Source organism: Ideonella azotifigens (assembly GCF_006519715.1).
Lineage (GTDB): Bacteria > Pseudomonadota > Gammaproteobacteria > Burkholderiales > Burkholderiaceae_C > Ideonella > Ideonella azotifigens.
Genome location: NZ_VIDT01000085.1, coordinates 1 through 13,187, shown reverse-complemented (window position 1 = coordinate 13,187; position 13,187 = coordinate 1). Strand labels below are relative to the sequence as shown.

Sequence of the window (13,187 nt, the reverse complement as noted above, 5' to 3'; positions counted from 1 at the left end):
AGGCGTCGGTGAGGTCGTAGCTCAGGCCCACGCGCAGGATGCGCAGGCGGTCGCGCGTGAACGCGGTGCCGGCGATGTCGGTGTCCACGTTGCGGGCCTCGAACTGGCCCACCAGGCGCAGGTTCTCCAGCCGCGAGCGGATCAGCGGCTGCGTCACCGTCGCCTGGCCGGAGACCACCTTGCTGCGCACATCCAGTGGGTCCAGCTCCAGCCCGGGGTGCGAGCGCGCCAGCGAGGCGCTGAGGCCGAAGGTGGTGCCGTCATCGCTGAGCAGCGTGTCCCAGCCGCCGGAGACCGCACTGCTGCGGTCGAAATGCAGCGAGCTGTGGGCGCTCAGGGTCAGCCGGTCGGCGCCGCTGCCCAGCGCGTTGAACGCCAGGGCTGCGCCCACTTCGCCGCGGCCCAGGTAAGGCGAGGCGCGGTTGTCGATCGAGGCCGAGCCGTCGAAGGCCTGGCGGGTGGTGCTGACGACCAGCGTCGAGCCGCCCAGCGCGGTGGCCGAAGGCTCCAGCGTGGCGCGCACGGTCAGGCCGGGCAGGTCATTGGCCAGCAGCAGCCGGCGCTCGATCTCGGCCACGCTGATGGGCTTCACGTCCTTCAGCGGCGCCAGCAGGCGCTGCACCGCGGCGGCGGCCGGGTCTACGGCCTCGTCGACCACGATGGTGCTCACGTAGCCCTCGACCACCTGGATGCGGAACACGCCGTCTTCAATCGTCTGCTGCGGCACGATGACGCGGGTGGTGACGTAACCGGCCGAGCGGTAACGCAGCTCCAGCGCCGCTGCGACCTCGAAGGCGCGGGCCACGCTGATGGTCTGGCCCAGCAACTCGGCGTACAGCGCCCGCAGGCTCTCGGCCGGGTAGGCGCTGACGCCGGTGATGTCCACCCGCTGCAGCGTGAAGCGCAGTTGCTCGGCCCCCTCCGGTGCACGGGTGGCCGGGGCCTGCGGCACTGCGACGGCGCCACCCGGGGCCTGCGGCACCAGCTGCGGTGGTCGCAATGGCTCTCGGCCGGGCTCGGCGCCTGGCGGCAACTGGGCCGGCACGGCGACCTGCGACCAGGCTGGCGTCAACGGCAGTGCCAGGGCCATGGCCAGCGCCAGCCGGCGCCATTGGAAAACTGCAGTTGCAGGGTGGCGGACGGGGCGGCGGCGAAGGCTCATTCGGTGCGTTGCGGTTGGGTACTGCGGGACCGTGGACGGGAAAGGGACGGAAGATCGAGGTCGGTAGGCAGTGTTCGTGGAAACAGGGCGGTGGTATCCCTTGAGCTGCGCCCGTGTTACCACCCTTTCCTTGATTGACAGGGGTGTTCCGGCCACATCGCGCCGCTTCGGATGCGACCAGCGAGGCCGCGGCAGACATTTGCCACACCCTTGACCGCCCGTTGCAACTGGGCCCTTTCCCCTCGATGGCGGACAATCCTAGGTCGTTTGACTTCAGTGACCCGGGCGTCGCCTGTTTCGCGGCCCACCCGGCTTTGCCATGACCTACAGCGTCAAGGAAATCTTCTATACCTTGCAGGGTGAAGGGGCCAATGCGGGCCGCGCCGCGGTGTTCTGCCGCTTCGCCGGCTGCAACCTCTGGACCGGCCGCGAGGAAGACCGCGCCGGTGCCGTCTGCCAGTTCTGCGACACCGACTTCGTCGGCACCGATGGCACGCTGGGCGGCAAGTACCGCACGGCCGAGGAACTGGCTAGGCTCGTCGCCGCCCAGTGGCCGGCGAACACCCGCGGTCAGCGCCTGGTCGTGCTCACCGGCGGCGAGCCGCTGCTGCAGGTGGACGCGCCGCTGATCGAAGCGCTGCATGCGCAGGGCTTCGAGATCGCCGTCGAGACCAACGGCACGATTGCCGCGCCGCCGGGTCTGGACTGGGTCTGCGTCAGCCCGAAGGCCGGCAGCACGCTGGTCCAGAAACAGGGACAGGAATTGAAGGTTGTCATTCCCCAGGCCGGGCTGGACCTGGATGCATTGGCCGAGCTGCCGTTTGCGCACCACTTCGTGCAGGCCATGGACGGCCCGCTGGCGCGGCGCAATGCCGAGATCGCCACGGCGCACTGCATGGCCGACCCGCGCTGGCGCCTGTCGGTGCAGACGCACAAGGTGCTGGGCATCCGATGAAATACGAACTCAGCCAGCGCTTCTATTTCGAAGCCGCCCACACGCTGCGCCGCACCGTGGATGTAGAGCCCAGCCTGCGCATCCACGGCCACACCTACATCGCCGAAGTCACGCTGGCCGGCCAGCCCGCGGCCGATTCCGGCATGGTGGTCGACCTCGGCCACCTGCGCCGCGCCATCGAAACCCTGCGCCTCGAACTCGACCACCGCCTGCTCGACGAAGTCCACGGCCTGGGCCCCGCCACGCTGGAAAACCTCTGCGCCTACATCTGGCGCGCGATGGAGCTGCTCTACAGCAGCAAGCTGGCCCGGGTCGAAGTCCGCCGCGAAGCCAGCGGCGACGCTTGCCGGCTGGTCCGCTGAAGCGACTGTGTCACCGCGTCTTCAGGGGTGGTCAAGGCGAGCCGGCCATGGCCCGCTGCCGCCCTGCGTTCCGCCACTCAAAGGCGATACAGGCGAGCCGCGTTGTCTGCAGAAATCTGATCTGCGATCGGCGCTGGCGTCCAGTCGCGGAACAACTGCAGCAGCGCAGAGGTCCGCGGGCGGCTGCCCGCAGGCTTGGTGTGCGGCCAGTCCGAACCCCACACGAGCCGGTCGGGCGCGGCCGCCACCAGGGCATCGTGCACCGCCCTGGCATCGTCATGGCTGGGCCCTGCGTCCGACACGTTGGCGATGCCCGACAGCTTCACCCACACCGGCCCTTCACGCATCAGCTGCGCCAGCGCCCGGATGCCCTCGTGGCTGGCGCCCAGCCGCGCTGGCGTGCGTCCCATGTGATCGATGACGACCGGGACGGTCGAGCGTCGAAGACGCGCAGCGAGCGCCGGCAGCAGCCGGCTGTCGGTGAACAGCTGCAGGTGCATGCCGCGTTCTGCCAGGCGTTCTTCGAGCGCGTCGAAAGCCTGCAGGCGAACGAAGCCACCCATGGCCCGGGGATCACCGGGCTCGAAGTGCGCCATGCGGACGCCGCGGACGCCTGCGGCGACCAGCCGGTCCAGCTCTGCATCCGACACGTCGGCCGCCACCGCCGCCACGCCGACCAGGGCACCCTGGCCTTCTTCCAGCGCGGCCAGCAGCACCCGGTTGTCCGTGCCGTAAAAGCTCGGCTGAACCACGACACCGCGCGTGACGCCCAGCGGCGATAGCGTGGCGCGCCAGTCGCCGAGCGAGGCCGGCGCCGGCGTGTAGCTGCGCCCGGGCAGCATTGGCGACTGCTCTACCGGCGCGATGACGTGGAAGTGGCAGTCGACGATGTCCACTCTAGCCGCCTCACTCGAGCGTGATCTTCGCGTCACTGACGATCTTCGCGGTACGCGCGATCTCGGCGCGGATGAACTCGGCGTACTCGGCCGATGTCCCGGGACGGACGTCTGCGCCCAGGCGTGCGAACTGCTCCTTGACGTTCGACTGGGACAGCACCTTGTCCAGCGCCGTGTTCAGGTGCCTGGCCAGTTCGGGCGCGGCCTTGCCGGGCAGCACCAGGCCGAGCGTGGTGGATGCATCGAACTTCGGTACACCGGCTTCGGCCAATGTCGGCACGTCGGGCAGCAGCGCCGAGCGCTTGGCGGTCGTGACGGCCAGCGGCCGCAGCCGGCCGCCCTGGACCAGCGGCAGCACCGACGACAGCTGGTCGAAGTGGATGTCGACGTGGCCGCCCGCCAGGTCGGTGTTGGCTGGGGCACTGCCCTTGTAGGGCACGTGGATGAACCGGGTGCCGGTCGCGTCCTGGAACAGCTCGCCGACGATGTGGTTGCCGCTGCCGCTGCCGGCCGAGGCCATCGTCATCTCGCCCTTGCGGCTGCGTGCCAGCGCGAGCAGTTCCTGTACCGACCTGACTGGCGAGGAAGGGCCGACGACCAGCACCATCGGCACGCTGGCGATCAGGCCGACCGGCGTGAAGTCCTTGATCGAGTCGTAGGGCAGCTTCGGGTAGAGCGAAGGCGCGGCCAGGTGGTTCACCGGCGAGGCGATGCCGAGCGTGTAGCCGTCCGGCGTCGCCTTCGCGACGTAGTCCAGACCGAGCGTCCCGCTCGCGCCCGGCTTGTTCTCGACGATCACCGGCTGACCCAGTTCCTTGGCCAGCTCAGGCGCGATGACGCGGGCGCTCAGGTCCACGTTGCCGCCGGGCGGGAAGGGCACGACGAGCTTGATCGGCCGGTTCGGGTAGACACCCTGGGCGTGCAGGGCGAGCGGCAGGGCCGCGAGCGTGAGCGCGAGGACGGCGCCCCGGCGGGTGGTGTTCAGCATGGACGGGTCACTCTGCCTTGAGGTTGAGGTCGTGCGCGATGCGCGTGTTGCTGTCGATCTCGCGGGCGATCTGCGCCGCGAAGGCATCGCCGCAGACGTTGGCGGGCTCCAATCCTGCGCCGGCGAGACGCTCGCGCAAGGCGGCCGAGCGTGAAAACTCGGTGGCTTCCCGGGTCAACACCTGGATGGCACCCGCCGGCGTGCCGGCGGGTGCCAGCAGCCCGTACCAGGTGTCGATCGAATAGCCCTTGACACCGGCTTCCTCGAACGTGGGCACATCAGGCAGCAGGGCCGACCGCTGGCGCGCTGCGACGGCCAGTGCCTTCAGCTTGCCCGATTTGAGGTGCGGCAGCACGGAGCCGACGGTGGCGAACGACAGGTCCACCTGCCCGCCGAGCAGGTCGGTGACGGCAGGTGCGGCGCCCTTGTAGGGCACGTGCACCATGTGCACGCCCGCGAGCCTTTGGAACTGCTCGGTCGCGAGGTGCGGCGAACTGCCCTGGCCCGGCGTCGCATAGGTGAGCGAGTCGGGCTTGGCCTTCGCGCGGCCGATGAACTCGGCCAGGTTCTTGACGGGCAACGATGGCCCGACGACGAGCACGGTCGCGCTGCTGGCCAAGGTGCACACGGGGATGAAGGACTTGGCCGCGTCGAACTTGATGCGGCCTGCATAGAGCGCCGGGATCATCGTGTGGTTGGTCGCGGCCGCCAGCAAGGTCAGCCCGTCGGGCTTGGACAGCGAAACAGCCTCCGCCGCGAGCACGGCATTGGCGCCGGGCTTGTTCTCGATGATGATCGGTTGGCCGAGCGGCTTGGCCGCGTGGTCGCCGAAGGCCCGGGCGACGATGTCGGAAGGCCCGCCGGCGGCAAAGCCCACGACGAGGTGAACCGGCTGGGCCGGATAGGGAACGGTCTGCGCGCTGGCGGCCGTCGCCAGCAGCGTGCATGTGGACAGCCAGATGCGGTGCATCGCTTGTTCTCCTCGGTGACTCAGGTCCGCGCGCGGTGGATCGGCAGACCGGGCTGGTCCAGCACCGCGCGCAGCACCGTGCCGGTGACGGACTCGGTGCAGTAGAGGGTCTTGCGCTGCGGGCCGCCGAATGCGAGGTTGGTGAGCGACATGCCCGCGCAACTGCGCAGCACGACCTCGGGCTCGGCGCGGTGGTTCAGCACCCAGGCATGGCCCAGGCCCGGGTTGGCAACGATCACCCGGCCTGTCTCGTCGACGGCCAGCCCGTCGGGGCCGCTGGGGCCGTACGAAGTGAAGAACGCGCTGACCTTGGAGACGCTGCCGTCTTCCAGCAGCGGCACGCGCCAGACCTGGTTGCCGCGGGTCACGGCCAGGTACAGCACGCGCTCGTCGGGCGACAGCGCCACGCCGTTCGGGCTGGGCACGTTGGCCAGCAGCAAGTCCAGCTGACCGTCCGGCCGCAGGCGGTACAAACGGCCGCTGGGATCATGCAGGCCGGTCTGGCCCTGGTCGGTGAAATACAGGTTGCCGCGGCTGTCGAACACCAGGTCGTTGACACCCTTGAAGCGCTCGCTGTTGCGGCGATCGAGGAAGGGGCGCACGGCGCCGCTGCCCACGTCCACCGCCATCAGGCCATTGCGGTAGTCGGTGACCAGCAACTCGCGCTCGTTCAGGAACTTCGCGCCGTTCGGCTCGCCATCCCATTCGGCCACCTGCTCCCACTCGCCCTGTGCGTCGATGCGGAAGATGCGCCCGAACGGGATGTCGGTCACGTAGAGCTTGCCGGCGCCATCGAAGACCGGTCCTTCCAGGAAGGAGTCGGTCGGCTGCCCGCCACGGTTCGCGTCGGCCCAGTTCGAGCGCGCGCCGGTGCGGCGAAAGCGCGCGGGCAGGCGCGTGAACACCTCGGTGTCACGCACCTGCGGGGCCTGCAGCAGCGCGATCATTCCTTCTTGATCCCGGCGGCCTTGACCGTGTCCGCCCAGCGCGTGCGTTCGGCCGCCAGGAACTTGCGGAAATCTTCCGGCGACGAGGCCACGATGCGCGACCCCAAGGCATCGAAGCGCTCCTTGACCTCGGGCAGCGCCATGACGTCGCGGATCGCCGCATGCAGCGTGTTGACCGTCTCGGCCGGCGTGCCGGCGGGCACGAACATGCCATTCCACTCGTACACCTCGTAGCCCTTGACAGCACTCTCGCCGATGGTCGGCACGTCGGGGTAGCCGGCATTGCGTGTGCCCGCGGTGGTCGCCAGCGCCTTCACCATGCCGCTCTTCACGTGCGCGGTCAGGGCCGGCACGTTGCCGAAGCCCATGTCGATCTCGCCGGACAGGATCGCCTGGATGAATGGGCCGCCGCTCTTGTACGGCACGTGCATCAGCTGGATGCCTGCCTTCTGCGCGAACAGTTCGGCGCCCATGAATTGCACCGTGCCCTGCCCGCCCGAGCCGAAGGTCAGCTTGCCGGGCGACTGCTTCGCGGCCTTGATGAGATCGGCCAGCGTGTTGTAGGGCGAACTCTTAGGCACGGCCACGAGCATCGGCGTCACGGCCACAAGCGTCAGCGGTTGCAGGTCCTTGTCGGGGTCGAAGGGCAGCTTCTGCAGTTGCGGGTTGATCGATAGCGGCGTCGCGTCGTAGAGCACCGTGTAGCCATCGGCAGGCGCGCGCGCCACCTCGCCTTCGCCGATCACGCCGCTGGCGCCGGCCTTGTTGAGCACCACGACGGTGGTCTTCAGCCGCGGTCCCAGGTGCTGGGCCAGCACCCGTGCGAGTGCGTCCGCGGTGCCGCCCGGCGCATAGGGCACGACCAGGCTGATCGGTTTGTCGGGCCAGGCCGCGAAGGCCGGCGCGAGGCTGCAGGCGGTGGCCAGCGCCACCAGGACGCGGTGAATGGATCGGCGTTTCATCGGTGTTGTCTCCGTCATGGGTATGGGGTTCACACTGGGCGTCAGACCGTCGCGATCGGCGTGACCGGCGAGCCCACCGCACCCGGCAGGCGCAGCGGCGGTGCGGTCAGCAGGAAGCGCGAGCGGCCCTGCTCGCGCAGCCAGGCTGCCAGCTCGGTGAGGTACCAGAGCTCACCGAGGTGAATGCCGTTCTTGAACAGGCAGTGCTCGTGCAGCGGCAACCTCGGCTGGCGCAACGGCTGTGGGCGCTGCAGCTTGGGCACCACGAGTTCGACGGCGGGGTTGTCGGCAATCAGGCAGGCCAGGCGCACGTCGACGATCCAGTTCAGCAGCCGGTCGTCCCAGCCATCGAGGCCGCAGCCGGTGGCATGCAGGGTCTCCAGGTCGGGGCGGCGGTTCATCGCCAGCAGCGTGTCGGCGAAGCCGGTGTGCACGCACAGCATGTCGCCGGTTTCCACCTCGACGCCGTCGGCTTCGAGGATGCGCATCAGCGTGTCGTAGCCGACGGCCTGGCGCTTGCGGCCGAGGTGATGGGCCAGGTCGACCAGCACGCCCCGCCCCTGCACGCCGTGCTCGGCCAGGCGTTCGATGCCGAGCGCGCCGGCCACGGGCTGCGGGTAGCGCGCGTGCGGTTCGCGGGCCTGCTCGTCCACAGAGGCTGGGCGGATCTCCTCGCCGGCACGGAAGCCGTTGTAGAAGACTGCCTCGGCGACGCCGTCGCCATCGGCGTCGAAGCGGCTGCCGACGTGCGCGAGGCTGTCCCACTGGGTCGAATACTGCAGGCTCATCAGCACCAGGTCGTCGTTGACGACGTCGGTAAGGTCAGGGTCCTCGCTCGCGTAGGACCAGCAGAAGCCCTGCTGGCCAGCGCTCTTGCCGTCGCGCGTGACGGCATAGCGTTGCGGCGCGATGCGGCGCGGGTTCATCGCCTGGCCGCCGGGCACGTCCAGCGGCAGGCTGAGGCAGAAGCTGCGCCCGAGCTTCACCTCGGCGACACCCTGCAGCACCTTCTCGGGCGTCACGAGGTTCATGCGGCCGCGCTGGTCGTCGGGGCCGAACTCGCCCCAGTGGCTGCCTGCAGGCGCGTGGACCCAGCGGCGGATCATCGGTGTCTCACCCGTGCAGGACGGCGAGCGCGTTCTGCGCGGCGCCCACACCCATCTTCACGTAGGCATCGTCCGTCACGCCGCCGATGTGCGGGCTCAGCGTGATGCGGGCCTCGCCGTGGAAAGGATGCGGCGCGGTCATCGGCTCGATGGCGAAACTGTCGAGTCCGGCGCTGGCGACCTGCCCGCTGCGGATGGCCTGCAGCAGCGCCGCCTCGTCGATCAGACCGCCACGCGCTGTGTTGACGACGATCACGCCCTTCCTGCACGCGGCCAGCGTCTGCGCATTGAGCAGCTTGGCGTTGTCGGCCGTCAGCGGGCAGTGCAGCGAGATCGCGTCCGACTCGCGCCAGATCGTCTCGAGTTCCGCGCGAACCACGTAGGTTGGCAGATCCTTCGCGTACGGATCAAAGCCGAGCACGCGCATGCCCATGGCGTCGGCCATGCGCGCAAAGCGCAGGCCGATGGCGCCCAGGCCGATGAGGCCCACCGTGCGGCCTTCCAGCTCCACGCTCTTGTGCGTGGCCTTGTCCCAGTGGCCCGCATGCATGCGCTGGTCGAGCGCAACCACGGATTTGGCGCAGGCCAGCAGCAGCGCCATCGCGTGTTCGGCCACGGCCGCTGCATTCGCGCCCGCCGCGGCCACCACCTGGATCCCACGCGCAGCGGCAGTCGCCTTGTCGATGGTGTCGGTGCCGCTGCCGTGCTTGGAGACGACCTTCAGGCTGGGCGCAGCAGCCATCGCGGCCGCCCCGACCTTGCCGTAGCGCACGATGATCGCGACCGGGTCGTGCTGCTGGCACAGCGCCACGATGTCGTCCTCGGTTGGCGCCTTGCCGGCGTAGACGACCTCATAGGCGCCCAGCAGCGCGAGCGCCTCGGCGGCCAGGTCCGCGCCAGTGACGAGGAAGACGGGCTTCTCCGCGCTCACAGCGTTTCGCCCTCCTGGATGGCACCGGCCGCGCGCAGCGCGCTGTCCAGCCAGCCGGGCCGCAGTGACTTGCGGCTCCTGATGTCGGCAATGCGCTTGGTCTCCGCGGCGACCTTCTCGGCCGCCAGAGGCAGCATGGCCGCGGCCTTCTCGCGCTCGATGACCGTCACGCCATCGGCATCGCCGACGACGAGATCGCCGGGCCGGACCGTCACGCCGCCGATCGAGATCGGGTGGTTGAGCCGGCCCGCGATGTTCTTGGTCGGGCCGTTGGGGTTCAGACCCGCGGCGAACATGGGAAAGCCCAGTTCGCGGATGGCTTCGCAATCCCGCACCGCGCCATCGATCACGACGCCCACGACGCCCAGTGCCACGGCCTGCTGGCTCATGATCTCGCCCATCAGCGCGCTGCTGAGGTCGCCCTTGCCGTCGACCACGATCACGTCGCCCGGCTTGGCCACCGCCAGCGCGGCGTGGATCATCAGGTTGTCGCCCGGGCGCACCTCCACCGTCAGCGCGGGCCCCGCAAAGCGCATGGAGGGCGACAGCGGCGCGATGCGGCCGTGGAGCGCGCCCCGACGCCCAGCCACGTCGGCCAGTATGGACGAGGGGAACTGGGCGGCCTGTTCGACCACGCCGGTGTCGACGCGGTCGAAATCGCGGATCAGGTCGGGAAAAGCAGCAGCTTGACTCATGCGAATCTCCTTGAAAAATTGGGAGGGGCCGCGGCCGGGGCGACCCAGGTGGGCCGGTCAGTCGACCTTGGCGCCGGATTCCTTGACGACCTTGCCCCAGCGAGGGATCTCTTCCTTGATCAGGGCCGCGAACTGCTCGGGCGTGCCGCCCGCGGGGTCGGCGCCTTCATCCCCCAGCCGCTTGGCGAGCTCGGGCTGCTTGAGCGCCTTGTTGAACTCGGCATTGAGCTTGGCGATCACGTCCTTGGGCGTGCCGGCGGGCGCCAGCAGGCCGAACCAGGTCACGGCGTCGAATCCCTGGTAGCCGGACTCGTTGATCGTCGGCACGTCGGGCAGGTCGTCCACACGCTTGGCCGAGGTGACCGCCAGCGCGCGCACCTTGCCCTGCTTGATGTGGCCCAGCATCGTGGGCACTGAGGACATGTAGAGGTCCACGGTGCCGCTGATCACATCGGTCATGGCCTGCGAAGCGCCCTTGTAGGGCACATGCTGGGTCTTCACGCCTGCTGCCTTCTGGAACAGCTCGCTGGTCAGGTGCGCAACGGTGCCGTTGCCGGGCGATGCAAAGTTCACCTGGCCCGGCTTGGCCTTCGCGGCATTCACCGCATCGGCCAGCGTCTTGTAGGGCGTGGACATGCCCGTGACCAGCACCAGCGGTGCATTGGCCAGCAGCACGATGGGTGTCAGGTCCTTCTGCGGGTCGTAGGGCAGCCTGGCATAAAGCGTGGGGTTGATGGCCAGGTTGCTCGACTGGCCCAGCACCAGGGTGTAGCCATCCGCCGGCGACTTTGCCGCCGAATCGACGCCCAGGTTGCCGCCCGCGCCCGGCTTGTTGTCGATCACGAAAATCCAGCCTGTTGCCTTGGCGACGCGCTGACTGGTCTCGCGGGCGATGATGTCCGTGCCGCCACCGGGCGGGAACGGCACGACGATGCGGATGGGCTTGGTGGGCCAAGCTTGGGCGAGGGCTGCGCCGCTGAAGGCTGCCGCGGCGAGCGCCAGCACGAGGTGTCGGGTGGTATTCATCTGTCTCCGTTCTGGCCTTGGTGCCTCGGTCAAGTGCGGGCACTGGGTCTGGCGGCGAGTATTGGTTGGCGATGGCGTACAGTCCAATCGATAGTTTCTTGCGACCCATAGATGGCGCTTTTGCGATGGACCTGCGGGATCTGCGTTACTTCGAGACCATTGCCGAGCTGCAGCACCTCGGACGTGCCTCGGCCCGGCTGCACCGGACCCAGCCGGCGTTGACCAGCAGCATCAGGCGGCTGGAAGCCGGCTGCGGGACCGCGCTGTTCGAGAAGGCCGGCCGCGGCATCCGGCTCACCGAAGCCGGCAAGGTGCTGTTGAAATGGGCGCAGCGCATGCGCTTCGACGTGGAGGACGCGAAGCGCGAACTGCAGTCCCTGGGCGCTGGCCTCACCGGCCATGTGCGCATCGGCATCGTGCCCACCGCAGCCCAGTTCCTGCTGCCCGCGGTGGCGAGGCAGCTTCTGCAGGAAGCGCCCGAGGTGACCCTCAGGACCGTGGTCGGACTGATTGACACCTTGCGCCCGCAACTGCGGGCAGGGGAGCTGGACCTGATGGTCGGAACCGAAAGCGCCGACGAAGCCGGTTGGGTATCCAAGACGCTGGCCGAGGACATGATCGTCGTTGCGGCCCACACCCGACACCCGGTCTTCCGGTCCCGCCTGACGCTGGCAGACCTGACCGCCCACGCCTGGGCGCTGCAGCCCCCCGGCGCGCCGACACGCGACTGGCTCGATCACACCTTCGACCGCCAAAGCCTGCCCCGCCCGCGGGTGCAGGTCGAGACCACGATGCTGCTGATGCTGCCCACGCTCATCGTGCAGACCGGCCTGCTGAGCTTCATATCCCGCCACCACCTGGAAGGCCGGGGCCGCATTGCGGGGCTGAAGGAAGTGCCCGTCAAGGGCGCGGCCATGCGGCGCCGGCTGGTCGTCACCTACCGGGCCAACGGCTTCCTGTCGCCGGCGGCACGCAGGCTGATCGAGTTGTTCGAACAGTCCAACGAGTGAGGTGTGCCGGGCTGTCAAGTTGACCGGTCGGGGCGCTCGCCTGAGGGCGCCCTCGTATCCCATCGACGAACGACGGGAAGCCAGCGGAGTCTTTGAGCGCAGGCTCAGGCTGCTCGCCAGGCGTTCTGCCAAGCCTTGAATGCCGATGGCCGGATGGCGTAACGGGCGAAGTTGCCTTCGTGCAGGCTGGCCAGTTCGATTTCGACCACCTGGTTGAACATGGCCTGGTCCTCGGGCGCGACATGCGCGGCGGACCAGCCGGCAATGCGCGCTGCCGCTTCCGTCTTGCGCACGCCCGAGCGCACCAGCTCGCCCACCAGTTCGCGCAAGGCCAGGCGGTGCCGCATGCGAAACGGGTCTGGCTCGACCAGGGACTGGCGCACTGCGGCGTAGCGCGCGGCCGAGCGCTCGCAGGCCCAGATGAACACCTCTTTCAACAGCGCGGTGCTGTTCTGCTCGTACACGCTCAGCGTGGCCTCGGTGTAGAGCTCGCGGGGCAGGTCGGTGAAGGCCAGGGGTGCGAGGTTGGCGTGGATCAACGGGATGTTGGCCGCGAGGCGCGAGACGCGTTTGTTCACGTCGTCGAACGGCTGCAGGTAGGGCAACTGCACCATCACGAAGAGCGCCTGTTCGTACGGGTCCGCAATCGCGGCGGCGGTGGCCAGGATCTGGTCGAAACATTCTTCGATCAGGAACGGCACTTCCAGTGGATGGAAGGTCGAGCCTTCGATGCCGACCGCGATGTAGCGCAGCCGGCCGGCGGCCAGCGGGTCGGCCAGCAGGTTGTTGGCCAGCATCGCGTGCAGGTTGAGCAGCGTGTAGCGGTTGAAGCCGATGTCCTCGGACTGGCCGACCAGGAATTCGATCGCGTCCTTGTGGTTCAGGATCATTTGCGCTTCGAGCTGGCCGCGGCCAGGCGCCTCTTCGCCCAGCTCGATCAGCCGGCGTGTGTCCAGCAGCGAGTAGGTGTTGCCTTCGAGCCGGCTGGAGTTCCATGCCAGGTCGATCAGCAGGCGGTTCAGGATCTGCCGCGCGTAGGTGCCCGCTGGCTGCGGCGCAATGCCGGGCTGGCCGACCTGGCGCAGGTGCGCGCGTTCGCTGGCCGTCAGGTAGAAGCTTTGGCCCGGCCGGTAGCTTTCCAGGAACTCGCGCCGGTAGCCCACCGGCTGGCGCCGCT

General features: G+C 69.0%; 14 protein-coding genes. 3 read left to right on the top strand and 11 right to left on the bottom strand.

The annotated features are described in order from the left end of the window. The coding region (locus FKP22_RS08145) for a ShlB/FhaC/HecB family hemolysin secretion/activation protein (RefSeq protein WP_170200806.1) at positions 1–1,090 on the bottom strand (1,090 nt) is incomplete at its 3' end. A 391-nt stretch (positions 1,091–1,481) separates the two neighbouring features. Between FKP22_RS08145 and queE the strand changes: the two genes are divergently transcribed. After that, entirely contained in the window at positions 1,482–2,117 is a 636-nt protein-coding gene (gene queE, locus FKP22_RS08140) for a 7-carboxy-7-deazaguanine synthase (protein WP_141286844.1), read from the top strand. Further along, positions 2,114–2,479 (top strand): 6-pyruvoyl trahydropterin synthase family protein, encoded by a 366-nt coding sequence (locus FKP22_RS08135; RefSeq protein WP_141286843.1) that lies wholly within the window; start codon positions 2,114–2,116, stop codon positions 2,477–2,479. The genes queE and FKP22_RS08135 overlap by 4 nt, the downstream gene beginning before the upstream one ends. A 77-nt stretch (positions 2,480–2,556) precedes the next feature. Here FKP22_RS08135 and FKP22_RS08130 read toward each other — a convergent pair whose 3' ends face one another. Genes FKP22_RS08130 through FKP22_RS08090 form a run of 9 tightly spaced genes read right to left on the bottom strand, consistent with a single transcriptional unit; the run spans position 2,557 to position 11,000 of the window. Beyond that, positions 2,557–3,375 carry an amidohydrolase family protein gene (locus tag FKP22_RS08130; RefSeq protein WP_141286842.1) on the bottom strand — a complete coding sequence of 273 codons (819 nt, stop codon included), beginning with the start codon at positions 3,373–3,375 and terminating at the stop codon, positions 2,557–2,559. A gap of 10 nt (positions 3,376–3,385) precedes the next feature. Beyond that, a complete protein-coding gene (locus tag FKP22_RS08125) occupies positions 3,386–4,363 on the bottom strand; it encodes a Bug family tripartite tricarboxylate transporter substrate binding protein (RefSeq protein WP_231010032.1) in 978 nt (325 codons plus the stop codon). Between the two features lie 7 nt (positions 4,364–4,370). Then, positions 4,371–5,333, bottom strand: a complete 963-nt coding sequence (locus FKP22_RS08120; RefSeq protein WP_141286841.1) for a Bug family tripartite tricarboxylate transporter substrate binding protein — start codon at positions 5,331–5,333, stop codon at positions 4,371–4,373. A 20-nt stretch (positions 5,334–5,353) separates the two neighbouring features. Further along, a complete protein-coding gene (locus FKP22_RS08115) occupies positions 5,354–6,277 on the bottom strand; it encodes an SMP-30/gluconolactonase/LRE family protein (RefSeq protein WP_141286846.1) in 924 nt (307 codons plus the stop codon). Next, a complete protein-coding gene (locus tag FKP22_RS08110) occupies positions 6,277–7,242 on the bottom strand; it encodes a Bug family tripartite tricarboxylate transporter substrate binding protein (protein ID WP_141286840.1) in 966 nt (321 codons plus the stop codon). The genes FKP22_RS08115 and FKP22_RS08110 overlap by 1 nt, the downstream gene beginning before the upstream one ends. 41 nt (positions 7,243–7,283) lie before the next feature. Beyond that, on the bottom strand, positions 7,284–8,348 hold the full coding sequence (locus FKP22_RS08105) for a cyclase family protein (protein WP_141286839.1): 1,065 nt from the start codon (positions 8,346–8,348) through the stop codon (positions 7,284–7,286). 7 nt (positions 8,349–8,355) lie between these two features. Further along, on the bottom strand, positions 8,356–9,279 hold the full coding sequence (locus tag FKP22_RS08100; RefSeq protein WP_141286838.1) for an NAD(P)-dependent oxidoreductase: 924 nt from the start codon (positions 9,277–9,279) through the stop codon (positions 8,356–8,358). Continuing rightward, positions 9,276–9,974, bottom strand: coding sequence for an RraA family protein (locus FKP22_RS08095; protein WP_141286837.1), 699 nt, complete (start codon positions 9,972–9,974; stop codon positions 9,276–9,278). The genes FKP22_RS08100 and FKP22_RS08095 overlap by 4 nt, the downstream gene beginning before the upstream one ends. 57 nt (positions 9,975–10,031) lie before the next feature. After that, the gene (locus tag FKP22_RS08090) at positions 10,032–11,000 is read right to left on the bottom strand and encodes a Bug family tripartite tricarboxylate transporter substrate binding protein (protein WP_141286836.1); all 969 of its coding nucleotides are present in this window, start codon (positions 10,998–11,000) and stop codon (positions 10,032–10,034) included. A 125-nt stretch (positions 11,001–11,125) separates the two neighbouring features. Here FKP22_RS08090 and FKP22_RS08085 point away from each other — a divergent pair, with 125 nt between their 5' ends. Continuing rightward, positions 11,126–12,010 carry a LysR family transcriptional regulator gene (locus tag FKP22_RS08085; protein ID WP_141286835.1) on the top strand — a complete coding sequence of 295 codons (885 nt, stop codon included), beginning with the start codon at positions 11,126–11,128 and terminating at the stop codon, positions 12,008–12,010. 104 nt (positions 12,011–12,114) lie between these two features. On the opposite strand, the gene FKP22_RS08080 is transcribed toward FKP22_RS08085, so the two are convergent. Then, on the bottom strand, positions 12,115–13,187 hold a 1,073-nt coding region (locus tag FKP22_RS08080; protein ID WP_141286834.1), incomplete at its 5' end, for a Fic family protein.